The sequence below is a fragment of the Methylocaldum sp. genome (assembly GCF_035627495.1).
GTDB lineage: Bacteria > Pseudomonadota > Gammaproteobacteria > Methylococcales > Methylococcaceae > Methylocaldum.
On record NZ_DASPLO010000103.1, the window covers coordinates 1 to 24,835 of the forward strand.

At 60.0% G+C, this 24,835-nt stretch carries 23 protein-coding genes and 1 pseudogene; 8 read left to right on the forward strand and 16 right to left on the reverse strand.

The features are described 5' to 3' along the window. Positions 1 to 155: 155 nt before the first annotated feature. The 4 genes from VEB01_RS08915 to VEB01_RS08930 all read right to left on the reverse strand — a co-directional run bounded on the left by VEB01_RS08915 (position 156) and on the right by VEB01_RS08930 (position 5,042). Positions 156 to 614, reverse strand: a complete 459-nt coding sequence (locus VEB01_RS08915) for an AAA family ATPase (protein ID WP_324874682.1) — start codon at positions 612 to 614, stop codon at positions 156 to 158. A 197-nt stretch (positions 615 to 811) separates the two neighbouring features. Then, the gene (locus VEB01_RS08920; RefSeq protein WP_324874683.1) at positions 812 to 1,132 is read right to left on the reverse strand and encodes an EF-hand domain-containing protein; all 321 of its coding nucleotides are present in this window, start codon (positions 1,130 to 1,132) and stop codon (positions 812 to 814) included. A gap of 197 nt (positions 1,133 to 1,329) precedes the next feature. Next, entirely contained in the window at positions 1,330 to 1,683 is a 354-nt protein-coding gene (locus VEB01_RS08925; RefSeq protein ID WP_324874684.1) for a high-potential iron-sulfur protein, read from the reverse strand. A 383-nt stretch (positions 1,684 to 2,066) separates the two neighbouring features. Beyond that, entirely contained in the window at positions 2,067 to 5,042 is a 2,976-nt protein-coding gene (locus VEB01_RS08930; RefSeq protein WP_324874685.1) for a cation-translocating P-type ATPase, read from the reverse strand. Between the two features lie 506 nt (positions 5,043 to 5,548). Between VEB01_RS08930 and VEB01_RS08935 the strand changes: the two genes are divergently transcribed. The 4 genes from VEB01_RS08935 to VEB01_RS08950 all read left to right on the forward strand — a co-directional run bounded on the left by VEB01_RS08935 (position 5,549) and on the right by VEB01_RS08950 (position 9,084). Then, positions 5,549 to 6,526 carry an SDR family oxidoreductase gene (locus VEB01_RS08935; protein WP_324874688.1) on the forward strand — a complete coding sequence of 326 codons (978 nt, stop codon included), beginning with the start codon at positions 5,549 to 5,551 and terminating at the stop codon, positions 6,524 to 6,526. A gap of 17 nt (positions 6,527 to 6,543) precedes the next feature. Next, positions 6,544 to 7,980, forward strand: coding sequence for a hypothetical protein (locus VEB01_RS08940; RefSeq protein WP_324874690.1), 1,437 nt, complete (start codon positions 6,544 to 6,546; stop codon positions 7,978 to 7,980). Between the two features lie 6 nt (positions 7,981 to 7,986). Further along, positions 7,987 to 8,349: a hypothetical protein gene (locus tag VEB01_RS08945; protein ID WP_324874692.1), complete on the forward strand. Its 363-nt coding sequence runs from the start codon at positions 7,987 to 7,989 to the stop codon at positions 8,347 to 8,349. 375 nt (positions 8,350 to 8,724) lie between these two features. After that, positions 8,725 to 9,084 carry a hypothetical protein gene (locus VEB01_RS08950; RefSeq protein ID WP_324874694.1) on the forward strand — a complete coding sequence of 120 codons (360 nt, stop codon included), beginning with the start codon at positions 8,725 to 8,727 and terminating at the stop codon, positions 9,082 to 9,084. A 321-nt stretch (positions 9,085 to 9,405) separates the two neighbouring features. Here the strand turns inward: VEB01_RS08950 and VEB01_RS08955 are convergent, their stop codons facing one another. Next, positions 9,406 to 10,671 (reverse strand): hypothetical protein, encoded by a 1,266-nt coding sequence (locus VEB01_RS08955; RefSeq protein ID WP_324874696.1) that lies wholly within the window; start codon positions 10,669 to 10,671, stop codon positions 9,406 to 9,408. Between the two features lie 268 nt (positions 10,672 to 10,939). Here VEB01_RS08955 and VEB01_RS08960 point away from each other — a divergent pair, with 268 nt between their 5' ends. Next, positions 10,940 to 12,046, forward strand: a complete 1,107-nt coding sequence (locus VEB01_RS08960; protein ID WP_324874697.1) for an alpha/beta fold hydrolase — start codon at positions 10,940 to 10,942, stop codon at positions 12,044 to 12,046. Positions 12,047 to 12,596: 550 nt separating this feature from the next. Here the strand turns inward: VEB01_RS08960 and hpnR are convergent. Continuing rightward, positions 12,597 to 14,138, reverse strand: coding sequence for a hopanoid C-3 methylase HpnR (hpnR, locus tag VEB01_RS08965; protein ID WP_324874698.1), 1,542 nt, complete (start codon positions 14,136 to 14,138; stop codon positions 12,597 to 12,599). Between the two features lie 303 nt (positions 14,139 to 14,441). On the opposite strand from hpnR, the gene VEB01_RS08970 reads away from it, so the two are divergent. Both VEB01_RS08970 and VEB01_RS08975 read left to right on the forward strand, forming a co-directional pair. After that, positions 14,442 to 14,897 carry a DUF4142 domain-containing protein gene (locus VEB01_RS08970; RefSeq protein WP_324874699.1) on the forward strand — a complete coding sequence of 152 codons (456 nt, stop codon included), beginning with the start codon at positions 14,442 to 14,444 and terminating at the stop codon, positions 14,895 to 14,897. Positions 14,898 to 15,042: 145 nt separating this feature from the next. Then, entirely contained in the window at positions 15,043 to 15,264 is a 222-nt protein-coding gene (locus tag VEB01_RS08975) for an erythromycin esterase family protein (RefSeq protein ID WP_324874701.1), read from the forward strand. A 123-nt stretch (positions 15,265 to 15,387) separates the two neighbouring features. On the opposite strand, the gene VEB01_RS08980 is transcribed toward VEB01_RS08975, so the two are convergent. The 9 genes from VEB01_RS08980 to smbP form a co-directional block, all read right to left on the reverse strand. Continuing rightward, positions 15,388 to 16,770 (reverse strand): alpha/beta hydrolase, encoded by a 1,383-nt coding sequence (locus VEB01_RS08980; RefSeq protein ID WP_324874703.1) that lies wholly within the window; start codon positions 16,768 to 16,770, stop codon positions 15,388 to 15,390. Positions 16,771 to 16,975: 205 nt separating this feature from the next. After that, positions 16,976 to 17,461, reverse strand: coding sequence for a hydrogenase maturation protease (locus tag VEB01_RS08985; RefSeq protein ID WP_324874705.1), 486 nt, complete (start codon positions 17,459 to 17,461; stop codon positions 16,976 to 16,978). After that, positions 17,458 to 18,753, reverse strand: coding sequence for a Ni/Fe hydrogenase subunit alpha (locus tag VEB01_RS08990; RefSeq protein ID WP_324874707.1), 1,296 nt, complete (start codon positions 18,751 to 18,753; stop codon positions 17,458 to 17,460). Before VEB01_RS08990 ends, VEB01_RS08985 begins: the two co-directional genes overlap by 4 nt. Then, complete coding sequence (locus VEB01_RS08995; RefSeq protein WP_324874709.1) at positions 18,750 to 19,529, reverse strand: NADH-quinone oxidoreductase subunit B family protein; 780 nt, start codon at positions 19,527 to 19,529, stop codon at positions 18,750 to 18,752. Before VEB01_RS08995 ends, VEB01_RS08990 begins: the two co-directional genes overlap by 4 nt. Position 19,530: 1 nt before the next feature. After that, positions 19,531 to 20,364 carry an FAD/NAD(P)-binding protein gene (locus VEB01_RS09000; protein WP_324874711.1) on the reverse strand — a complete coding sequence of 278 codons (834 nt, stop codon included), beginning with the start codon at positions 20,362 to 20,364 and terminating at the stop codon, positions 19,531 to 19,533. A 154-nt stretch (positions 20,365 to 20,518) separates the two neighbouring features. After that, positions 20,519 to 21,616, reverse strand: a complete 1,098-nt coding sequence (locus tag VEB01_RS09005; RefSeq protein WP_324874713.1) for a 4Fe-4S dicluster domain-containing protein — start codon at positions 21,614 to 21,616, stop codon at positions 20,519 to 20,521. Between the two features lie 105 nt (positions 21,617 to 21,721). Then, positions 21,722 to 22,276 (reverse strand): DsrE family protein, encoded by a 555-nt coding sequence (locus VEB01_RS09010; RefSeq protein WP_324874715.1) that lies wholly within the window; start codon positions 22,274 to 22,276, stop codon positions 21,722 to 21,724. A gap of 37 nt (positions 22,277 to 22,313) precedes the next feature. Then, positions 22,314 to 22,775: a YgaP family membrane protein gene (locus VEB01_RS09015; RefSeq protein WP_324874717.1), complete on the reverse strand. Its 462-nt coding sequence runs from the start codon at positions 22,773 to 22,775 to the stop codon at positions 22,314 to 22,316. 494 nt (positions 22,776 to 23,269) lie between these two features. Further along, positions 23,270 to 23,668 (reverse strand): small metal-binding protein SmbP, encoded by a 399-nt coding sequence (smbP, locus tag VEB01_RS09020; protein WP_324874718.1) that lies wholly within the window; start codon positions 23,666 to 23,668, stop codon positions 23,270 to 23,272. Between the two features lie 297 nt (positions 23,669 to 23,965). On the opposite strand from smbP, the gene VEB01_RS09025 reads away from it, so the two are divergent. Then, positions 23,966 to 24,391, forward strand: a complete 426-nt coding sequence (locus VEB01_RS09025; RefSeq protein ID WP_324874720.1) for a hypothetical protein — start codon at positions 23,966 to 23,968, stop codon at positions 24,389 to 24,391. A 93-nt stretch (positions 24,392 to 24,484) separates the two neighbouring features. On the opposite strand, the pseudogene VEB01_RS09030 reads toward VEB01_RS09025, so the two are convergent. Further along, positions 24,485 to 24,835: pseudogene (locus tag VEB01_RS09030) on the reverse strand (hypothetical protein); the annotation flags it as partial.

Consider the following 24,835-nt stretch of genomic DNA (forward strand, 5'->3'; position numbering starts at 1 on the left):
CGGCACAAGCAAGATCAGTATTCCGGTCACCAGCGCGAGAGTCGGCTGCAAAGGCACGTACATAAAAATCCTCCTGATATTCCGAATTCACGAGGATGAGTCTAGTTGCTCATCCTAAGCCGAGCAATGATCGAGGGCGGCTGTCCGTTCGCCTTTCACGATCGCCCGATTTCACGTGGGACCGCCTGTACCTGAAATTCGCCGCCTTGACTCCACACGGCGAACAGCGCATCGAACCCTTCGTCCCAGGTCGGAGGTTGCCAACGTTTAAACGCGCCGCGAATGGCCTTTTCCGGAACCCTCCTACGAGGCGCCGTGCGCAACGCATTCCGGCCCAAGGCTTCCTCAAGTTCGACGTGGAAGGCGTAGCCGATCACGCGAAACCCAGCTGCCTTGGCCGAGGAGATATAGCGGGCACGGTCTTCTCGGGTCAGATTGGTATTTTCCACCACGTAGGGCTGCTTCGCTTGAAGGCAGGCGGCAATCAACACCTTCTCCCGATGTCGGGTGCGCAGCATATCGAGATTGATTCGGATATGGGTATCGACCCAGTACGCCTTGAAAAAGGTCGACTTTCCGGCCGCTTGAACCCCCGTGAACACTACGGTCTCCATAAAGGCTGCGCATGACTCGCGGACTGAGCTTCGGCAATGCTGCGTAGTTGTAGGTGTTGACGTTCATCGACGATCGACCCGTCTTGACATGATTTTTTCGGTTGTGTCTGCCGTCTGATCAGATCCATTGCACGTCGCAAACGCAGCCCTCGCGAAAGTGAGCCAACAGCCTTGCGGTTGCGGCTCCGCTTCCTATCCTACAGATTCATCGGTACCGGGGCCGGAGGGGTAATCGGAGCAGGCGATGGGCCGCCACCCTCCTTGGGCGCCAAGGTCTTCAAGTCCTCATATTCCTTGGGGCTGAGTTTACCATCGCCGTTTTGGTCCAGCGTTATCAGGTATTCCGATAAACCGGGCACCGCCTTGGATTCGTTAGCGGAAATGTATCCGTCCTGGTTTTGGTCAACCTGCGAGAAGGCCGGGGGATAGGCCTCTTCTCTTGCCTGCACAGGCAAGACGCCCGAGCCGACAGCCACTGCCAACAGCACTCCTGGAATCGAAATTGGCTTAGCATTCATAGAAACCTCCTTAGTCGATTTAGACAGGGTTAATCACCGAAGCCCAGCCCGTATGGCGGCGTAATTAGGATGCGCGCCAGACCTGCGTGGCTCTTTGATCGACTTTCGCATCAGTAGGCAGTCATCGAGGTGTCTGCGAATTTAACAACACCGGAGAGGCAAGCTGGGCTTGCCCCGGTGCTGGTTTTTGGAGCCGGTTAACCCACCTTGAGCCAGGAGCTGCACCAACCGTTGACGTTCACGAGCTTGCCGCCGAAGATGCTGCAGGGACGCCACTCGCCTTGGCCGGCCTGGAGAAATTTGCAGTTGTGACAGAATTGTTGCTCGCCGGGCACGTCCCCTTTCGCCGGACGGTTAGCCTTGGATGCATCCTCCACGTAGTGGAGCGATTTGGCCATGGGATCGTCCGGCGAGAGCTTGGGTGCGCCCGGTGGGGATGGCTCTTGCGCTTGTCCCTGCCGCATAAATCCGTGCAGCGAAATAGTCATCACGGTAGCGGCCGCCGCTTTGAGGGCTTGGCGCCGGCCTGGCTGAAACGATAGGTCTGACATGGCACTCTCCTTGAACCAAGTTGTACGGTTGCTGATCGAAGCTCGCCACAGCGAGATCATTGACGGATCGGACTCAAACCGATTTCCGCGTGAACGATGCACTCGCGGCGAGCCGCCGTCAAGCGCTCGGGCGAGCGACGATAGAGAATTAGACATCTAAATGTAGTGGACTGCGAACAGAAATCGCCGGAATCGGACATCCGTCGTTTCGGGACCGGATTAACTGAGAATATCCGGGGAGCTCAGGACCATATCAATCGTTTCTTGCTTGTTCGAAAAAGAGACAGGCCGAGTAGATCAAAACGGGTGACAGCTATTTGGTCTAATTCTTCAAGGACAGTGTTCTGAGAAGCTGTTTATAAACCTACTCCCATGAGTCCGGATCACTTTTTCACCTTAGAGGCCGTTTGAGAATCTAGCCGCTTTCCCTCCTCTTTGTTATCGAAGGTCCGCTCGTAGGCTTTCAGCATGGCTTCGCTGAATAGACGAAAAGCCTCTAATTTCTCGCTCGTTTTATCTTCCCCTACGCTTTTCTCCTCCGCCTCTTTGCCGAAGCTGGCGGTATACGCTTGCAGCATCGCCTGGCTCAGCATGTAAAACGCCAATAATCGTTCTTCCCGTTCTGCCGGGACGATTTTCTTTTCGGCGGCCGCTTTCTTCAGCGCTCTCTCGGCCCTCCAGCCATAAATCCAGTCAAGACTCTTTTCCGCCATCACGCCCAGCAGGAGGAAGGCCGTAAAGGCGATGCCGATCCACTGCCAGTCGCCCGAAGCAAGCGCTGCTACCTCGAAGAGCTCGCTCGCCGGTGTGTAAAGGACTACTGCCTGTAGAACCAGGCTCGATGCCACGGCGGCGACCAGCCACCGGTTCGAGAGCATCGGCAACGCGTAACGGGCTCGAATGATCTGGATTCGGATCATCTCGGCGACAACGATAAAGGTGAAGAGCTGGGTCTGCGCCCGAGCCAATTCGCCCGTGTTCAGCAGGCCGTGGAAAAACAGAGGCAATCCGGTCGCGGCCATGATCAGCCCGATGCTGAGAATCGAGGCGATGATGCGCCGATCGAGCACCGGCTCACCGGCTCCGCGCGGCGGCTGTTTCATGATGCCTTCCATCTTGGGATCGGTACTCAAGGCCAGCGCAGGGAGCCCGTCGGTGACCAAGTTGATCCACAACAGCATCACCGGCGTGAGGATCAAGGCCTCGCTCTGCCCTCCGAAAAGCCGGGGAAACAGCGCAGCGCCCGCTAACACGCCCAGGAACACGATCAGGATCTCGCCGGCGTTCGCCGACAGCAAAAAATTGACGAATTTGCGGATGTTGTCGAAGATGCCCCGGCCTTCGGCGATGGCGTTGCGCAGGGTCACGAAGTTGTCGTCCTGCAGGACCATGTCCGAAGCCTCCTTGGCCACGTCGGTCCCGCGCCGTCCCATGGCGATCCCGACGTCGGCGTTGCGCAGGGCAGGGGCGTCGTTTACTCCGTCGCCGGTCATGGCCACCCGATGCCTGCGCTCCCGAAGCGCTTTCAATAGCGTGACTTTGTGATGGGGCGACACGCGGGCAAAGATCTCGGCTCTCTCCGCGACTTTTTGCAGCTCTTGCTCGGAGAGGCGCTCGAGATCCGTTCCGGTCGTGGCTCCCTCCGGGCTGAAGCCGATCTGCGCGCCGATGGCTTTGGCCGTCGCCAGGTTGTCGCCGGTGACCATGATGACCCGGATGCCCGCGTTCCGGCAGTCCTGGACGGCCTCCTTCACCTCGGCGCGGGGCGGATCGATCATGGCCTGCAATCCCAGAAATACCATCCCGCTTTCGATCTCGTCCTCGTTCCGCTCCACATCGCGCACTTCCTTGCGGGCACAGGCCAAAACGCGGAAGGCGCTCTCGGCGAACTCCTTGTTCTTGTCGACGATGGTTTGTCGTGCTTCCTCGCCGAGGGGCTTGGCTTCTCCGTCCTCCCATAGCGAGCTGCATCGATCCAGCACCATCTCGGGAGCGCCTTTCATATACGCCATCGGCGGCTCCTCCTTGGCGATCACTGTCATCCGCTTGCGTTCGGACGAGAAGGGGATTTCGCGCAGGCGTTCGACCTTGGGCTCGATGCCCGCCTTGGCCGCCGCGACCAGGAGGGCGATTTCCGTGGGATCGCCGGAATAGTCTGCCTTTCCGGACTCCGGCGCCTTTTCCGCATCGTTGACGATGGCCCCGCATTTAAGGAGCGGCTCCAGTATCTCGGCGGTCACGGATTTGCCATCCTGGCGGAACTCTCCCTCCGGCTTGGTGCCTTCGCCCGTAACCTCGTAGGTCCGGCCGGAGAAATATAGCCTTTCGACGGTCATCTGGTTCTCGGTCAGCGTGCCCGTTTTGTCGGTTACGATCACGTCCACGGAGCCCAGGCTCTCCACGACCGACAGCCGGCGGACCAGAGCGTTCTGCTTGATCATCCTTTGGGAACCCAGAGCAAGGGCGAGGGTCACCACGGCGGGCAAGCCTTCCGGCACGGCGGCCACGGCCAGGGTGACGGCCACCAGGATGATGGTGACGAGGCCGGTCTCGGTAAAAAAATACTGGACGGCCGCCACCACTAGGATCAGCCCGAGAATGCCGTAGCCGATCTGCTTGCCCAGGCGATCGACTTCCTCCTGGAACGGCGTTCTGTGCTGCTCGGCGCTCTCGATCTCCGAGGCGATGGCGCCCACTTCCGTGTCCATGCCCGTGGTCACCACCACCGCCTTGCTCCGTCCTCGCACCGCGTCGGTGTTCATGAACAGCATATTGTTGCGCTGAGCCAAAGGCGCGTCTTTATCCACGGGTTCCACCTCTTTGGAGACCGTCGCGCTTTCCCCGGTCAGCGAGGCTTCCATCGTCTCCAGGCTCTGGGATTCGAGCAAACGGGCATCCGCCGGAATCCGGTTCCCCGCGTCGATCACGATCACGTCGCCCGGAACGAGCTCTGTCGCCGGCACCGTGACCTTTTTTCCGTCCCTGAGCACCCGCGCCTGTGGCGTGGAGAGTTCCCGGAGCGATTGCATCGCCTTTTCGGCTCGATAGTCCTGAACGAAGCCGAACAACCCGTTGGCCAGCACGATGACCAGAATGAGGATAGCCTCGGCGTATTCCGGGTCCGACCCCGGCAAGAAGCCCACGCCGACCGAGAGGATTGCGGCCGCGAGCAGAAGGTAGATGAGAAAATCGTTGAACTGGGCCAATAAGATCCTGAGCGGGGAGATTTCCCGTCCTTTACGGATCTCGTTGGGACCGTATTCTTTAAGGCGCCGCTGGGCCTCGTCGGTGGAAAGACCTTCGGCCTTGCTCTTCAGCTCTTGAAGGATTTGGTCTATGGGGTGACTGTGCCAGTTCATGTTTGAGGTCCTTCTCTTATCTTCGACAGCCGAAAAAATACCGGGTGCGTAAAGATCTTTGCTGGCCTATTTGAATATGGACTAGAGCATTTTTCGCTTCCACATAGTGGATTAACTGGATGAAAATCGTACTAAGGTGCCGCTAAGCGCGGCGCTTATTTTAGAGCGGGGAGCCGCCCCGCACGCGGGATACTTTCTTTTGCTTGGCCAAAAGAAAGTATCCAAAGAAAAGGCCACCCGGCGAGCGCTCTGATCCTGCGCGTTTCGCCCAACACCGGGGGCGACCGAAGGCACGTCCGTGTGCCTCGGTCGCCGCACGCGATCCATCGCGTGCTCCTGCGGACGATTCCGGCGTCGGGCTCCAATGCTCGGGAGCGCTCGAACGGGATTAAGAAATTGCACCACTTGCCGGCCAATCGAGATGCGCCAGGGAGCCGGCGTCGCATGAGAACTTACGCTATATCGCCGGGTCTGCTTTAGTAAGCCTATTGCGGAAAGGAGTAGCCATGCGGCACAGGATCGAGGACACCGTCACCGTGATTACCGGTGCTTCGAGTGGCATCGGCCGGGCCACCGCTTTGGCGTTCGCGAAGGAGGGCGGAACCGTGGTGGTGGCCGCCCGCCGTAAAGCGGCCCTCGAAGAATTGGCGCTGGACTGCGAGGCGGCCGGTGGACGCGCGTTGGCCGCGCCGGTCGATGTGACCGATGGACAGGCGATCGAAGCGCTGGCACGCCGGGCCATCGAAACCTTCGGGCGGGTGGATGTTTGGGTCAACAACGCGGCGGTTACCCTGTTCGGCCGTTTCGAGGAAACCCCGCCTGCGGATTTTCGCCGGGTGATCGACACCAATCTTTTCGGCTACGTTCAGGGCGCGCGGGCCATCCTGCCGTGGTTCCGGGAGCAGGGGAGGGGCGTTCTCATCAATGTCTCCTCGGGGGTCGGCAAAATGCCCCAGCCCTTCGCCAGCGCTTATGTCATCAGCAAATTCGGCATTATCGCGCTCTCCGATTGCCTGCGGCAGGAACTTTGGAATGTTCCCGGCATTCATGTCGTCTCGGTGCTTCCGGCGGCGATCGATACCCCTTTGTTCCAGCAGGGCGGCAATTACATGGGACGCGCGGCCAAGCCCATGGGGCCGATCTATGACCCTGAAACCGTGGCTCAAGCCATCGTATCCGCAGCGCTCGCGCCACGCCGCGAGGTGGTCGTGGGCGGCAACATCCGGGCGGCGATCGTCGCTCAGCGACTCATGCCCGGGCTCTTCGACCGATGGGCGGCCCGGGTGGTTGAAAAAGGGCATTTTCAAGAGCACACCATACCACCGACATCGGGCAATCTCTTCGAACCCATGCCCGAATACGCCAGCGTGCGCGGCGGCTGGAAAAGACCCCGGCAAAGGCCGCCCGTTCCCTGGATGGCGCTGGCGGGCGCAATGGGTATCGGACTGGGTTTCGGACTTGCCGGACTCAAAAGAAGGTCGTGATGGAAAGGAGTAAAGCCATGCTGTTTCAAACGGCTATCGATATTGAGAGCACTCTGAGGGGGATTCTCGAAATCAGGGACAATGAGGTCGACGTGGTCGATGCCGATAAGCTCCGGGAAAATTGCATCGACCGGCTGGTCTATAACGCAGTCTTCCATGAATCCGAAGAGCTCAGGTATTTCCTGCAATGGCTGATCCGGGAAGCCGCCGCCAAGCTGGTCATTTATCCGACTTCCATCCAGGGGGTGCATGAGGCGGCAGTCCGGGGAGCGGCTCCGGCTTTCACCACCCCGGCGCTGAGTCTTCACGCGCTGAACTATGATGTGGCGAGGGCCTGCTTTCGTGCGGCTCGAGAGACCGCGGCAGGCACCTTCATCTTCGGCTACACCGATGAAGTTGCCGGTTATGGGTTCCAGCCGCCGGCCGAATATGCCACGTGTATTCTAGCGGCGGCCATTCGGGAGGGACATCAGCGCGCCGTGTTTCTCCAAAGCGACCACATTCGCATCGGTCGTGCCAGTTACCAGGTCAGCCGGGACGATGAGATCGGCCAGCTGAAAGATTGTCTTGAAGAGGCCATCACGGCCGGATTTTTCAATATCGATATCGATACGTCGAGTTTGGCGGATTTTTCCCGCCCCAGCTTCGTGGAACAGCAGCAGCCAAGCAGCCGGGAGTGCGCCGAACTGGTCGCCTTTGTCCGCGAGATCGAGCCGGAGGAGCTTTCCATCAATATCGGTGCGGAAATCAAGGCGATGGGCGATGGAAACCTGACCGCGGATGAGTTTCGCGCCTTTATGGAAGGCTTTTTCGATTGCCTTAACATTCCCGGCGGCAAGAGAGATCTTTCCAAGATCATCGTCCTGGTGAGCGGAGCCTCGGGCGAAGTGGACGTCGATCTCGAGTTACTCCGGGAGATCGGTGAGATCGCCCGCCGGGAATACGGCCTTGGTCTGGCCGTCCGCAGCGGGATAACCCTCATCCCTGAAGCGCTATTCCCGCAGTTTCCGGGGAACAATATCAGCGAACTTCACCTCGTGGCTCCGTTCGAGGACCTGATCTTCGATCATGAGGCGTTTTCCCCGGAGTTGAAAAAAGACATCTACCGCTGGATCAATAGTGAATGGCCCGGAGAGCGCCAACCCGGTCTAAGCGACGACGCGTTTTACCGCGCCACCCGCAAGCGGGCGCTGCTGCCCTTCAAGCAAGCCATGTGGGACTTGCCACAGGAGCAGCGCGACAGAATCATGGCCGATGTTCAAGCCAAACTGGTCTCTTATTTCGACACACTCAAGGCGAGCAATACCACGGGCCTGGTCCGCGACACCGTCGACATCGAAAAAGTGGGGTTGCCGGCCCCGGTTTCCGGCTACAGCCAGACGGCGGAGACCACATTGAACGCCTTACTGGACCAGATGGGCGGCACACGGCCAATCAAGATCGAACCCCGTTAAGCATCAATGGAGCTTTGGATCTGGCTGCCGGTGTTGGCGGCAGGGGTTTGGGCGGCTCACTGGGGAGCGGACCAACTGGCCGAACCGCTCAAAAAGCTCTGCCAGCAGTGGGGCCTCTCATCCGCAGCCGAAGCCGCGTTTGCCGGGATTGCAGCCGCCAGCCTGGAAGTGGCCATGGCCACTGCGAGTGTCCTGCGCGACGTGGCTCCCATCGGTCTCGGCGCGACGCTCGGGACCAACATCATGGCCATCCCCTTGGTCGTGACGACTGCCTACATGGCGACACATCTATCCAGGGCCGTAGGATGCGGTAACGAAGGAAGGGTCGCGACTAAAGCGACCGTTTGCGATTGGAAGGGTTGCGATTAAAGCAACCGTTTGCGATTGGAAGGGGCCGACTAAAAGCCCGTTTGCCATTGAAAGCGCATCGCTCGCGATTGATGCCTGTCCTGAGCCGAGTCGAAGGGCGGTTCGTGCCTCACCGCATCCTACGAATTTCCTTTCACCGTACCTTTTGGGACCTGCCTAAGTTAAAGCGTCAGCGTTTTATCTGTTTCTTCCGCTCGAACCCTTCCGTTCACCGAAAGCCGGTCGGCGGTTCGTCCTGAAAAACAAACAACAAAAGCCTGACCCTTTACTTTTGCTCCGTCATGCTCTTCGTCGTGGATTTTTTGGATTCCGGCGGATTAGCGGATGAAATATATTAGGGGGCAGAGAGTCTGAACGATTGTGGAGGTGCGCAGGATGAATATCAATGCATCGAATGTTCGGAACGAGTCTCTCTCCTATCTCCTCTATCTGTATTTATGGCCGCTCTGGATCTTTGAGAGTGTAAATGTGGGCTCCTTTTTTGAGCGGGCTGCGGCTTATCGTCGCAACCGGTCCAAGCGGGTCTACCTGCCAGGTTATACAGCAAAATGGATTGTCATCTTCGCAATGCTTATAGCCATGCTATCTGCATTCGAAAACATGGCAAATGCCTATGCCGCATGGAAAGTCTCATTCATCCTGCTCGCAGGTGGGGCAGGCATACTGGCAATTCTGGCATTTGTGGTAGTTGTGATGACAATCGTCATATATCTGTTATTGACCCGCTGGGAGTAGTAAGAACTTATGCCAGTAGGAGTCTTCGGCATCGGCCGGTGTCTGGCTTATAACGCAGAAGGGTCGCCCAGCAACGTCGAGAGCATGTGCTCTTTTTCGGCGATTCTTGTCCGGTCGAGGAATCAGTCCCGGTCAGGCGGGTTTGGCCGATGCAGGCGGTGGGGTATATCAATTTGATCTCGTTTGTGCCTAAGGCCAGCCGCCCGCCCGGCGCGATATAACCATACGAAGGCCAACAGAGCCGTAGGATGCGGTTCCCTTCGCTCACCGCATCCTACGAATTTCCTTTTACCGTACCATTTGGGACCTTCCTAAGAAGGCTCAGTCCTGGCCAGCGGCGCCATCGATCAGGTTATCGCCCGCGTCGCCCTTGAGCGTATCGTTGCCAGGGCCGCCACAAATCAGATCATCCCCGCCGCGGCCATCGATCGCATCGTTACCGTCCAGGCCGAAAATGACATCGTTACCCGGCGTGCCGCGCAGCGCATCGGGGCCGTTGGTTCCCACGATCGCTCCGGCAGGTGGAGGGCCGGCGCAAGGGTCCGTTACCGCCGCGACAGTCACCCCGGTCGGCTCCACGATGTGCGGGTCGGTGATTGACGTCAATAAGGCGCCCGTGTTCGCGTCATACACGTTCAAGGCATTGGCAAAGAATTCTGAGACGTACAATTTGGCCTTGTTCGGATGCAGCGCCATTTGATCGATTCCGAAGAATCCGAAAGTGTTGGAAATCGGAACGGACAACAGCGGCGTGGCGCCGAGTGCCGCGGTCGTGGCGTTGTAATCAAAGACGTCAAAGAAACCCTCGTAGCTACTCCTGGCGAAGGCCCGGTTTCCTGCGGAATTAATCAAACCCGAAATCCCGAAACCCGCGGATAACGCGCGCGTGTCGACCCGTTCCAGCCCCGGGATCGTAAATGACGTCATTTCACTGGAAAAGGTGGTGATGACAAGGCCCGACGTGCCGCCCGGAGCGCAGAAGACATTATTGGGCTCGTCACCGAGAGACAGCCTCTCGCCCGTGTCGGTCAAAGTGCCCGTGCCACTGAGGGTGAGGCGGCGCACCGTCCCGTCAGAGGACGTGGCCAGCACCGAACCGTTGCTGCAGACATCGATCGAATTGGTGTTAGAGCCCACGGACAAGGTGTGGATCTCGGTCTGAGTCGCAATGTCGATGACCGAGATCGGTTGGGGATCTCGGCCATTGGACACCACCAGAAACTTCCCGTCGGGGCTGATCGAGAGATCCTCGCCATTGTTGGCGATGGGAATCGGGTTCATGCCTCCGGCGAGGCGGGGGGGCGATGCGGTCAAGTCGATGACAAAGACTTCGCTATTGAAATTTGTCACAAAACCCCGGGTCTGATCCGGCGTAACCAGCACGTCACCGATGGAACCGGGGGTTATAGTCATCGACCCCAGCACCGTGTCGGTGTCGGCATCGAATACCGTGACCGAGGATTCAGTGTTATCCGCCACCAGGCCGAGGGTTCTCGCGGATACCGAGGGTGCCTGTAACACCAGGGCAATGACGGCGCCGTTGAGAACCGCCAGCCTGCCAGTGCTTTTCCCGTAATCGTTTTTCATGCTACTTCATCCTTGTATGTATAACTGAGTGATGGCTGCGGTTTTTTTCGGTACTCGGAGTCTAATCCGAGTGGGGCGCGTGCCTGATTAATGAGACTTGTCTCCCGGGAGGGAGTTGCACCGACGCTGCCGATGAAAAAGGCCGGCGATGAACGGTTCGGTCTCCGGCTGGCGGGATAACTAGGTTCTCCGCCATTCGAAAACCGGGGAGTTTTTCTGAAACGCGCCGGTCGATATCGGAAGTGACGGATATCTCCAGGTGCTGCTCATGAATCATGGTTTGATGGACGATTCTCAGAGCCGGCAGGGTTCGGATATGGATCCGAACGCATCGCTCTTCGAGCCGGTCGACCGGTTCCGCCGCGGGCTCGGTGTGTGGTTTGATCTGACCGGCTTCGGGCCGGAGGAGACGCCGTTTCGGACGGCGATGTCCGAGCCCGGTCTCACGCTCAGAAGCTATAGTCCCACGTCTGGGGCCGGCCCTGTCTTGCTCATCGTCCCGGCCCCGATCAAACGCGCCTACATTTGGGATCTGGTGCCCTGGGCCAGCGTGGTCCGGCGCGGCTTGGCGAGCGGCTTATCCGTTTATCTGGCGTACTGGGAGCGTCCAGGCCGCATCGAGTCGGAATTCGGTCTGGCCGACTATGCCGATCGCCTGATCGTCGATTGCGTCGAGGCCATCGGAAAAGAGCAAGGGAACGGGCCGGTGTTCCTGGCCGGACACTCCCTGGGAGGCACCTTCGCCACCTTTTTTGCCGCGCTACACCCGGGCTCCGTCAGGGGATTGGTTCTTTTGGGCGCTCCGCTGCATTTCGGGCCGGATGTGGGACCGATAGACCGGTGGGCCGCCATGGCTCCGCCGGCGCAAATCTCGACCGCCGCGGGACATCCTGTAGCCGGTTCATTGCTCAGCGGGTTATCGTTTCTAGCCGATCCGCTGACCTTCGGTTGGCTGCGGATCTCGGATGGGCTCCGCAGCCTCAGTGACTCACGGGCGCTGCGGACTCACCTGGCCGTGGAGCGTTGGGCATGTGACGAAATGCCGATGGCACCCGCTCTCTTCGGGGAGATTGTCGAATGGCTGTACCGCGAGGATCGGTTCATGCGGGGGAGTCTCTCGATCGGAGGCCATCGAGTCGCCCCGGAACTCGTCGAGTCGCCCCTCCTCAGCGTGGTGGACCCCCATTGCCGTGTCGTCCCGCCACAAGCGGTGTTGCCGTTCCATCAGGCGGCACGGAGCCGGGATGCCACGGTACTCCGGTATGGCGGGGACATCGGGGTTTCTCTCCAACACGTCGGCATGCTGGTCGGGCGGGAAGCCCACCGGACCCTGTGGCCCGAAATCATGCGCTGGCTCCATGCCCATGGCAAATGAAGCCGATCGGAAGCGAACAGGATATGACGTCTTCGGATTTCCGCAGAGCGACCGAACATCGACCCCGGCTCGACGTGATGGCGGTAACGCATACCGGGGTATGCCCTTACGAAGGACTACCTACGGACTTGGGCGTATTCCAAAGAGAGTTGGGGTTGGGTTTAATGAGCGCCACTCCCACGCAAACGGTGCATGTGAGCCCGAAACAAGACGATTTCGGTCAGGACCACAGGATGTTGCGAAGGGAAAGTGGAACTCGCTTGGGAAAGGCATCCCAATAGTTTATGGAAAAGGCTAGAACTGGATCACCAAGGCAGGGTCACTGTGGTCACGGGAAGGTGATCACAGCGGGCAAGGATGTCCGGTCCAGTTCCCCTCTTATTGGTATTTCTCGATCCTGTCACTGACACGGCTTACACGCCATCCAAAGCAGTTTCCTCTTGTTCGGTCCGCCTCGCCCCTCGCGGGCTGTTCCGGCTCAAGCTGGCGATGCTCGGACGCACCCTAACGGGACCATATAGCAAGCCCAGACAGCGAATTCTAAAATCCTCTAGCTGCCCCCTCGGGTGTCATCGACGAAGCGCTCGGTGGCCTTGTCGAGCGTGCGGCTCTTCCGCTCCCGTATGTCGTGGACATAAAGCGTCTGCGCCTTGAATTTTTGCGCCGTGGGTTCCGGCGGCAGGGACATCGGATATTTCACCGGCCGCCGGTGGTCCGCCAGTTGCAGTTCCGGATTGAACACGCTGTTGAACTTCCAAAGGCTTCCGAGGAAATTGGTCTGGCCGCGCAGTAGCTGCCGGGCCACGATTTTCGCTGTACCTTTGAGCGACTCCCAACCCATGTGCTTCAGGTTGAGCACCTGCTGGGTCTTCACCAGTTCCGCGTAGAACTCGGGCAGCGGCAGCCGGGTTGGCAGCACGGCGTGCTGGATATCGAACAAACGATAGTCGCGGGTGGTCAGCTTGCGCGATTCGGTATGCCAGGTCTCGGTGCCGGGGTAAGGCGTGTTGACGCTGATGTTGACGATTTCGGGGATTTCCAGGCACCACTCGCGAATGGTTTTAAATCTTTCGCGGTCCCAATCCGGGTCGGCGATGATATTGATGGCCACGGTGATCCCTAAGGAACGGGCGAATTCCAGGGCTTCGAAGTTCTTGCCGAGGCTCACCCGTTTCCGGTATTTGGCGAGGCCTTCCTCGTCTATGGCCTCGACGCCGAGAAACATGTATTTCATCCCCAGTTTCTTCCAGAACCGGAACACCTCCTTGTTGCGGAGCAACACGTCGCCCCGGGTTTCCAGGTAGTACTCCTTCTTGATCCTGCGGCGGGCGATGGCTTCGCCGATTTCGAACCCGTGCTTGTCCTGGATGAACGCCACGTCGTCGACGATGAAGACGCCGGGCTCCTGGACGCGGGCCAGGTCCTCGACGATTTTCTCGGGGCTCATGATGCGATAGCTGCGGCCGTAGAAGGTCCAGGCGCTGCAGAAGGAGCAGTCCCAGGGACAGCCTCGGGTGAACTCGATGGAGGCGCAGGGATCGAGAGTGCCGAGGAAATAGCGCCGGCGGTGCCGTACTAAATCCCGTGCCGGGCTGATATCGTCGAGGTCGGCCACGAAACCGGGCGGCGGTCCTTCGCCATCCGGCGTGACGGCGCCCGGTACCCGGCATACCGAATCGCGGTCGTGTTCGATCGCCTCCAGCAGCTTCGGAAAGCCGGCTTCGCCCTCGCCCCGCAGCACGCAATCGATCTTGCCCTCGCCATGTTCCAGCAAATCCTTGGCCGTGAACGAGGCGCTGTGCCCGCCGATGCAGACGAAGCTCTGCGGCAGGCGCTCCTTGGTATCCTTGGCGAGGTCGATCACTTCCGGAACATTGGCCAAGTAATTGAGCGCGAAGGCCACCACATCCGGCTGCCAGGTTTCCAGCACCTGAAAGAAATCGCGATGGGTCTCGACCTGGAGATCGATCAGGCGGACCGCATGACCTGCCCGGCGTGCCGATTCCGCCACCATCTCCAAGCCCAGGGGTTCGAGCCGGAGAAAGACCTTGGTGTACATCAGCGGGCTGGGATGAACGGCGAGAATTTTCATGATGGCGATCTCTTCCTGATTGATCGATTCGCTAAAAAAATCCTTGTTCCGCAACGAAAGGCTGGTTTCGAGGCAACGGCGGGCTCTAAGTTTTTGAGTTCAAGTCAATGGCCGAAATTCCGTGTGGGCTGATGGATTGAGCGCGAGAGCCGAGGTCGGTAATGACTCGGAAAAAGCGAACTTGTTAGGGACCGCGGGAGTCACAAATCGAAACGGTGCTGTTTTGGGTGCGGACGGTGCACGCTCCGACTCTCAAGACCTTTCAGCATTCGATTCACGGACAATTAATCGAAGGAGACGGGCATGACTAAGCAACAACATCAGGCATTGAGCCAACAGGATCGGCATTTCGTGATGGAAGCGGCCCGCGGCGGGACGGCTGAGGTCAAGCTCAGCCAGTTGGTCAACGAGCGGGCGAGCCGCGACGAGGTGAAGCAGTTCGGGAAGCACATGATTCACGATCATACCCAGGCGAACAAGGAATTGATGCGGCTGGCCTCGGGCAAGGGCGAAAAGGTATCCGAGGAACTGGACGAGAAACACGAGAAGCTGATGAATCGCCTGTCCGGGCTGAGCGGCGACGAGTTCGATCGTGAGTACATCAAGGCGATGGTCCAGGACCACAAGAAAGTCGTCGCCGAATTCGAACGCGAAGCCAGTCAGGGACAGGATGAAGACCTGAAGCACTGGGCCGGCAAGATTTTGCCCAAGCTTCAGCAGCATTTGCAGATGGCGCAGGACCTTGCTAAGCGGCACTGAGCCCTTAGAACCTGTTTGCAAAGCGTAGCGGGCTGCCGTCAGGCGGGGGAGGCCGGACAATTCCGCCGGGAGCGGAATTGGATTGCCGAAGGTTGGCCCGTCAGGGGCGGCTCCCATCCGTGGGAGCCGCAACGCAGGAACCGGAGTGTACAAGGAGAAATTGATACCCCGAGGTCGTCTGGAACGCGCCATCGGCGTGATCTATCTCCCCGAGAGCGAGCGCATCAGCCACTACTTCGAACCCCGCCTGACCGAGCAGTTCAATGCCATGTTCCACTACGACCGGAGCCGGGCCGCGGAACCTTTGGAGCGGATCGCCCGGCGGGAAGCCGAAGAACCCGCGGAGACCTATCCGGTGGGCGTATAACGAACCGAGGTCCGGAAGGGGGCAGGTTTCTTACGACGGCATGTCGAATTGGGCTACCGTCCCAACGCGCACTGTCGGCCGACCCTTTGTGCGTGGGTCTGACGCATCTGGTTGAAAACGCTTTCAGTCATCGGAGCCGCCCATGGCATGAGAGATACGGTCATCTCGTTCCCCCGTTTGCCTGGCCATGGAAAGATCGGTCAGCAACGGCTTCAATATCGCCAGAATGTCCTGTCGGTTTTGCGTGTACCAGAGATTGCCGAGATGGCCACCGCAAGGATAAATGGTGGCGCGGCCTCCGAAGATCCGTTCGGCGAATTTCAGGTCCTCCCCGGATACCAGAAAATCATCCGCATTGTGCATGAGATAAACCTTCGGATTATCGCGCAAGGCTGAAGCGATGCTCGTCAGGGAGGATTCGCGGACCAGTTGATCGAAGCTGAGCTTCCTCCCGCTGGTCGGCTCCAGTTGCGGCACGAGAACCCGTTCGAGGTAATCCAGGAGGTCGAAGGATCGGGCCTCTTCCAGCCGTACGCTGCGATATCCCCAGGTAATCGGGGTTTGAAGGATTCCCATCCTCGGATGAACCAGCGCGCTGACGTAAAGCGAGCTTCCCACGGGCTGACGCAAAGTCCATCCGATCAGATAGCGTATTTCCGAGTCGCCCAGCCTAAGGCGCTCGTCCCAGTGGGCGAAGTAATCGGCATCCTCGATGTCCCGGCTGAGTGCCCAGCTGCCGACGCCGACGGCATAGGCTTGTATGTCCGACCTCTCCTTTGCCGTGTAGCGCTGTTCCAAATCCGCCAGCCGGTCTATCGTGTGGATGGCTCCGGGCAGATCGATGGGAGGATTCACTAAAAGCGTGGTGTCGAAGCCGATTTTCTTCCGTTCCGAGTCGAGCTTGCTCAAATAAGCTGCCGACAATGCGCCGTGGCTCAAGCCGATCAGCCCGATGCGGGTGATTTCGGGATGAAACCGTTCGCGAACCATATTCAGGGCTGATTGCATGGCGCGGTACAAGTCCTCGCTGTCCCGCTCAGTGAGGCCCGGCAAGGCTGAGCCGCTGGCCGCCAAGGTGAAATTCCAGTGAAACGGGGAGGGCAGCGACAGCACCTGGAATCCATGATCCGTGAGCAATTGGGCAACATAACGGGCCGCACCCGAATAGGCGGAACCGCCGAAGCCCGGCAGCAGAAAAATCAGCGGCGCCGGTCCCGGTTGCGGCGAATAGCGGACACGCAGCTTGCCTTTTCCTTCCAGCAGGTAAACATCGTTCCGGCTCGGAATCAGCTCGATATCCAAATAGCGGGTATCGTCCCATACATACCGCTCTTCGCGGTCTTTCAGGATGGCTACCGTGGCCGTGGCGAGGTAAGGGTTCTTGTAGGGGTAATGGTAAGACGCCTCATCCACCCGTGTGGCGGATGCGATCTGGCAGACACACAGCAGCAGTGCGGCCAGGATTCCGCGTCGTTGAAAAATCGGGCTTTTCCGGCGATATGGCATGTCAATCCTCCTTGAAAGAATCAGGCGTCTTCCCGCCGATACGCCCGCCGACGTCTCCGTAACATTCCTTTGCTGACCGTTAAACGGAGTCACGCCGTACACATAATTAGACCAAGATAAGCGAAATCGGTGCCACGGCGAAATTCGGGGGCGCTTTAACGGGGCTAAGACGTGTAGTGCCCGCCATCACGGTCGCTACACTGAATTAGAAAACGCCGTGGCTGTCCACGATTTCGGTCAGGACGGTCGCCACCAAACCGGAAATTGCCCCGGCCACCGGCGCGCTCAAGCCGTCGGCCGCTCCGAACTTGGCCGCAGCCGGAATTTCGATAAGGAATACGATGACGTCCCTTGGCAGATCGTTCAGTGCCCGCCCGAGATCCAGGGTCGCCGAAAGTCCAAAGCCGTGGCTGGAGTAGGGCTCGGAGCCATCTTCGATCTGTTGCGCATCCAGGCGCCTTACCGTACCCGGCGCCGCTCCGGATTGCGCGGCATCGATCAGGATCGCCAAATCCGCGCCCCGCATGGCGTCGAGAAGATTGCTGCCGATCGGGTCGCAGATTTCGGCCGATGCGAGCCCGTCGGGGAGGGCACGGAACCCATCCGATTGAAGCAAGCTCTCCACCGCAATCCAGCCTGCCCGGTCGTCGCCGAACGGCGAACCCAGCCCCAGGACGCGGACCGGCGTCATTCGCGAATCACCTTCAGCTTCAGGAAATGCGTGGCGCAGGAAATACACGGATCGTAGTTGCGGATGACCTTTTCCCCGTGCAGCCGCAATTCGTCGTCGCTGCGGTCCAGGCCGAAGGCTTCGATCGACCGGTGCAGGTCCTCGGCGATACGGGCCTGGTTTTGGCTGGTCGGAGGGACGATGCGAGCCTTGAGGATTTTCCCGTCCTCGCTCACGTCGTAGCGATGCCAGAGCAGTCCGCGCGGGGCTTCGCTGCAGCCGAACCCGGTTCCGGCACGGTGCTCCCCGGCGACAAACGGGACTTCAGGCTCATATTTTTCCAGCAACCGTATGGCTTCCGTGATGGCGAGATGAATCTCCACGGCCCGCGCCAACATGCTGTGAAAGACGTTGCGGGTAGGGAAGGGGACGCCGGTCTTTTCCAGCTTTCGCCGCACGGGCTCCGGCAGCCGGTCCCAATTCAGATTGAGCCGCGCCAAAGGTCCCACGAGATATGGCCGCCCCTCAAACAACGAATACAGCGCCGTGGAATGGGCTTCCTGGTGCTCCCTGAAGTGGTCTTCGAACCGGTCGACGGGTATATCGAGCCCGGTATCCGAAACGATACGGCCGGAATAGAGCGGGTATTCGTTAGGGTGCCGCAGCGCCACGCTGATGAAATCCAGCTTATCCTGAGGCACGTCGACGCTTGCGGTCCAGGCCACCAGATTCTCGGCGTCGGGCAGGGCGGCCCGCAGCCGCTCCAGCAGCTTTTCCACCCGGTCCTTCGGCGGCGCAGCGTAGAACCCGCCGATCCGCACGCCCACCGGATGCACCGAACGCGCTCCGAACAGCCGAATCAGCTCGTTGCCTAGGCTTTGCAGGCGGAGGCCGCGGCGGACCTCGTCGGGATAGTCCCGCGCCATCTCCGGCGCGCTGGAATAACCGAAGAAATCCGGCGCGGCCAGCAGATGGATGTGCAGGCTATGGCTGGAAATCCACTCGCCGCAGTACATCGCCCGGCGCATGGCCTCTATCCAGGGCGTGGAACGCCAGCCGAACAGGCTTTCCAGGGCCTGCACCGCGCTCATCTGATAGGCCACCGGACAGATGCCGCAGATGCGCGCCACCATGTCGGGCACTTCGAATGCCTCGCGGCCTTCGAGGAACTTCTCGAACAGGCGCGGCGGTTCGCCGATGTGGAACTTCAGGTTTTCGATGCGGCCGTCGCGGATGTGGAGATCCAGGGCGCCTTCGCCCTCGACCCGCGCCAGGACGGGGACGTTGATCTTGATTTCCCGGCGCTCGTTCATGGCTTCTCCCGCCAGCGTTTGCCGGCCTCGCGAAAAGCTTCCGCATCGCTGTTGATGTAGAGAAAGCGGCGGGCGATGCGGTCGGCGGGCATGCCCTTGGTCTGGAACCAGCGGCCCCAGGAATCTCCGTTGATGTTCTCCGCCGGGCCGTAGCAGCCGTAGCAGTCGCGTCCTATGCCGGGGCACAGCACGCCGCAGCCGGTGCGGGTGACCGGCCCCATGCAATGCTGCCCTTTGGCCACCATTACGCAGACGATGTTCTTGCGCTTGCATTCCATGCAGATCTTCTCGTTTTCGTCGCGCGGCGCGGCCCCGAGCAGCAGCGAACGCAGCGCCGTCATGACCTGGCGGGTGTTGACCGGGCAGCCCCACAGCTCCAGGTCTACGGGCACGTTGGCGGCGATGGGCGTCGCGGTGTCCAAGTGGTCGATCTTCGAAGGATCGGAGTAAATGTCGGCGAACCACTGGCCGGCGTCCGCCAAGTTGCGCAGCGCCTGCACGCAGCCCGAGGTGGCGCAGGCGCCGATAGGTACTAGAAAGCGCGTGTTTTCGCGGATACGGCGAATCCGCTCCTGTTCTTCCGGGGTGGAGATGCTGCCCTCGATGAAAGTCACGTCAGCCGGCGCATAGGTATCGACGACGCCCGCCTCGCCGAAATGCACCACGTCCGCCAGCTCGAACAGTTCCACCAGGTCTTCCCCGGCATTGAGAAAGGCAAGCTGGCAGCCGTCGCAGGAGGAGAACTTGTGGACCGCCACCCGAAGCTTTCTGTCCATGTCAGAACCCTCTCATGCCCAGGAGCGCCTTCAATTCGGGAAACGGAAACACCGGGCCGTTCCGGCACACGAAGGGCGCGCCGATCATGCAGTGTCCGCAATGGCCGATGCCGCAATGCATGTTGCGCTCCATGCTCAGCCAGATGTCCCCGTCGGCCACGCCGCGCTGGCCAAGTTGGTGGATGGCGGCGAGCATCATGGGCTCCGGGCCGCATAGAAAGGCGATGGTCCGGGCGGGATCGATGTCGGCCCGGTCGAACAGCGCCGTGACCGGGCCGTGGTGCCAGCGCCAGCCGGAGCCGGCGACATCGGCGGCCAGCAGCACGTCGGTATCCGGAAGGCGTTGCCAGCGTTCGTACTGCTCCCGCCAGATCAGGTCCGCCGAATGCTTCACCCCCTGCATGATCAAAAGCCGTCGAAACCGCTCGCGCCGGGCGGCGATGTAACGGATGACCGAGACCAGCGGCGCGCAGCCCAGGCCCCCGGTGATCAAAGCCACGTCGCGGCCTTGCGCCGCCAGCAAAGGCCAGCCGCGCCCATACGGCCCGCGCACACCAATCCGGTCGCCCCGCCGAAGCCGGTTCAGAGCGCGGGTCACGCGGCCGACGGCCCGGATGGTGTGATCGAGCGTGTCCTTCTGTTCCGGGTCGGAGACGATGGATATCGCCACCTCGCCGATGCCGTACAGGTAAATCATGTTGAACTGGCCCGGCGCATACCCGTAGGCGCTCTGGGCGGCCGGATCGGTGAACCGCAGCCGCAGGGTGAAGATGGTCGGCGCTTCCTCGATGCGCTCGACGATCTCGGCTTCCCGCGGCAGATAGGGGTTTTGCATGCGCGCCTCCAAAAAGCTGTTCAAGAACCGTAGCGAGCGCCGTCAGGACAAGGCGCGAAAGGGCGAACCACCGGAGTGTACAGGCGAGTACATGAGGATGGTGAGCCTTTGAGCAACGTAGTCATAATGGTGCGCAGTAGGTTATTGAATAGCTTTATCGGCAGATGGCCGCGAGTTCCTCCGTGATGTCGATCCCCACCGGGCACCAGGTGATACAGCGTCCGCAGCCCACGCAGCCGGAGCGCCCGAACTGGTCGTGCCAACTGCCCACCTTGTGGGTCAGCCATTGCCGGTAGCGGGTACGGGTATCGGCGCGGATGGTGATGCCGTGGATATAGCTGTGGCTCTGGGTGAAACAGGAGCCCCATTCCCGGTAGTGCTCGCTGCGGCGGCCGTCCAGGCTGGGCACTTCGGTCTCGTCGTGGCAGAAGCAGGTGGGGCAGACCAGGGTACAGTTGGTGCAGGAGAGACAGCGCTGCGCCACCTCGTTCCAGCGGGGATGATCGAGCCGGGCGAACAGCACGTCGCGGAGATTGCGAGAAGGAACGCTTTTGACCTGCCGCTGGGCGGCGCTTTCGATGTCCCGATCGGCCGTTTCCGTCTGCTGGGCGCTTGCTTCCCGAACCGGCAACCCGGCGAGCACCCGCTCGCCCTTGGCACTTCTCGCCTCGATCAAGAAGCCCTCGTCCAATTCGGAAAGCGCCAGATCGTAGCCGTAGGTCGCCCGCGGCCCGTCGCCGGTCGAGGCGCAAAAGCAGTTGAGGGACGGGTGGGTGCAATTGACCGCGACCAGGAAAAGGTTCTGGCGCCGTGCCGTGTACCAGGGATCGGGATGTCCGGTCTGCATGAAATGCTGGTCGTGGACGTAGAGCGCGGCCAGATCGCAGGCTCTGACACCGATGACGGCCAGGGGCTCGGCTTGGGGAGGCTCGCCGGTGAATTCGACGGACCCGTCGGTGCCGCGCTCCGCGGTCCAGAGCTTGTCGCGGCCCGCGAAGGTTAAAGGGCGTAAGGCCTGCGGGCCGTTGGCCCAGGCGAAGAAGCGCGGTTCGGCGGTTTGTTCCAGGCGGTATTCGCCCGGCGCCTGCCGGTCGTGGATGCCCCGCGGAAAATCCTCGACGCCCTTAATCGGCTCGTAAACGATGGCGCCATCCCTGACGCGCGGACCGATGCACCGGTAACCCACAGTCGCCAGTTCGGACAAGAGACGGGGAAATTCGCTCCGGGGCAGAAAGCTGCGCTGCTCGGCCATGGCTTGGAGTTCCTGTTGCTCCGCCGCTTACCCATGGCAAGCGTGGCGTTCGGGGAATTGTACCGAAACGAAATCGTTTCAGGTATCCGTGAGATCGTGGCGGTGCTAATCCGGAATCAGCGCGTACCCGTCCATCTGATACAGCGGTAGCACGGTCAGGGCCGAGAGCGCCACCGTGATGTCCGGATTGACCTCGCGGGGCTCGAATTCCTTTTCCGCCAAGGCCTGGCCGCAAACGTACAGCGTCACGCCGGCCTTCTTCAGCGCCTGGATCAGTTCCGTGTTGGGATTCCCGTTGCCGAACCGGTTGCGGTAACGCTCGTCCTTCAGGATTGCCGGTGTGGCGGAGCCGTGCACCACCAGAACCAACTTTAAACGCTCCGCCGGCACACCGGCCAGGGCGAAGGTGTTGATCAGCCGAGCCGCGTGGTCGAGGCCCGAATTCGGTTTTTCGGGCGTGTCGGCGCCTTGGGTGATATCGAACAGCACCTTGTAGGTCCGGTCCGGCGAAGGCCGCGCCGCCGCATCGGGATACGGCCGGACCTTGCCGTAGCCCCGGATCGCGGGATATTCCCACCCGGGCTTGGTTTCCGCCGAGGCGTGATCGATCGAGCCGCCCATGAGCAGACCCGCCAAAACGAAAGTCGTCCTTTTGGACATGGCAGTCTCCGTTTCGGGAACGGCACCGGGGTGGATCTCACGCCTCGATAGCCTGCGACACCTTGTCGGCCTGGCGGATGCGGGTTTCGGAGATCGGCTGGAAGTCGCCCCGCAGAGCTTTCAGCCCATATTTCTCCCGATCGATCTCGCGCCGGGTGCGGATGCCGAGCCGACGGAACACCGAAACCGGCGGACACCACCCCTGCAGCGCGTGTTGCAGCAGGAATCCGGCCACGCCGGTCGAAAGCCATAGCCAACGACGGCTATGCACTTGAGACAAGGCCAAACCGGCGAGCGAAAAACTGGCGGCATTGGCTTCCAATATTCGCTCGATGTCCCATTCCCGGTCCAGTGCATCGATGCGTCGGGTCAGTGTCTCCCGGCTCGAGCCGGCGTAGTGGCTGATGCTCGCTCGGATGTCGTCGTCGATGCGCGCATTGATTTCCGGGGGAGTATGGCGCCGGACTCGGTCGCTTTCATAAGGCTGTATTGCCGTCATCTTTGATCTCCTTGAGCGTTTTCCGGTCCACCAGACCGTTTTGCACCCGTCGGTATTTTGTCCACCATCCCCGAGCGAAGCCGTGGGCCTGCGGAGCTATGCCAAGAGGCGGATTGCGGATGAGCCAAAGACAAGAGGTCGGGGCGCTTGCGTCGAGTCGCCATCGTTCGCGGCTTGGCGGACGGGGCGTGATCATGGGCGGTGCGGGCGTCAGAGGCTGGTCCAGTTGGCACCTTCAAAGTACAGGGTATCTTCGTGCGCGGTCTCGCACGCTTGGCATCCGCATTGCCCCAGACATGGGTCCGGGCATGCCGGAACGCATGTACAAGCTTCCCAAAAGCTCTGATCGCCCGTAAACGGCCCTTTGTAGATGCCGTCCGGCCGATAGCGCTTCTTTCCTTCCTGAGTCGGTGCATCCATGAATTACTCCGGTCTTTATCGTAGCCGCCGAGGCGGATTGCATCGAGAGATGGCGAATAGAAAACGTTCCTAGGCTATTTTTTTCTGGCTCTGAGATGATCGATGGCTTCTTGGGCCGCTTGTCGCGCCATATCGGCATGGCCCGCGTCGCTTTGTTCAATGGCGCGATCCAGGCTTTTCATCGCCGCCGTCAGATGCTCGTCGAATGTGGATTGCGTCAAGGCGGCTTCCACATACGTCCTCGCGAGTTTTGCGTGCTCGCCCACGCCTTTGGCATTGCCCTTCTCACCGGCCATGACCGCCGCTTCCGCGTGTTTCCAGGCTTCCTTCACGTGATCTTCCTTCGTGAACACGCGCCCCTTCTCGTCCTTTCCTGAAATCCCGGCCTGAGCATATTGAGACGCTTCCGCGGCTAGCGCCCCGTTCAGGCCCAGCCATGGAATCAGCAGACCGATGAGCATTTTGCTACGCATAGGGTTCCTCCTTTGAACCACGTCGGGTCGAAGAAAGCCTCGGACCGATATTAATAATTAGTAAGCCGGGGGACTCCTCCAGTTGCTAGGGAGTATTACGAACAAACGTTTCGGATTTCGGACACGCAAAAATCGTCTAAAACCGGATTAGGGGAGCAGTACGGCGGGAAACGAAGGTTATAAGCATGCGGAGGGATAGGCTCAGCTCTTTCGTTCGACGAGCTACGATCTATTCCCGGCGGAAAGAAGTCACGCAAGGAACGTCTGCCACTTGTTTATCAAAGGAGTGATTCAAACATGGATGCGAACCGTATTTTCAACCCGCGTAATTTTTCCAGAGTCTTGGCCGTTGCGATGCTGGCCGGGCTCTGTTCATCGTGTGCTACGCTCGAGGCCGATCGGGCGAAGGACACCGAGCAGTTGCTGGCCGCGGCAGGGTTCAAGGTAAAACCCGCCGATACCCCCGACAAGCTTGCGCACGTTAAGACCCTGACCCAGCACAAGCTGGTGCCTCACGAGAAGGACGGCACGGTGTATTACGTCTACGCCGATGCCACTACGTGCCGATGTGTTTATTGGGGCCCGGAGGAGGCTTACCAGCGCTACCAGCGACTGGCGGCGCAACAGAAAATTGCCGAAGATCAAAGAATGGCGGCCGAAATGAACGAGGATGCCGCTATGAATTGGGAAATGTGGGGACCGGGATACTGGTGGGCCGATTGATCCGCGGAACCAAGGGGGCCGCGGGTCTGGCTTTTATTGTTTGTAATGAGTCGGTCTTGAAGAATTCGATTTTTCTTTGAAATTGTAAGCTGGTTAGGTTGAGCTTTCTCCCATAACCGGGCCGATCAATGGTAGTGATATCCTTATGGATTCTCTGAGCGCGGACATCAGCCAGGCATAAAAAGCCCTCAGGAAGGCCAGCAACAGCCGGATGTTTTGGCCGACGCCGGCCAGGACGGCATTGATGGCATCACCCATGGCGCCTTTGAGCCAGTTCCTGGCCAGATGACGCCCATCGTTTTTCATGTGGCCGATCACCGCCTCGATCATCGATCGTCGGTTCATGGCCCGACGCGCAGCCCGGCTCTGCTTGCGCCGCCCGGGTCGGTGCATCGTGACGTGGGCGGGCACATCCGTATTGCCGCGATAGCCCTTGTCGGCCCA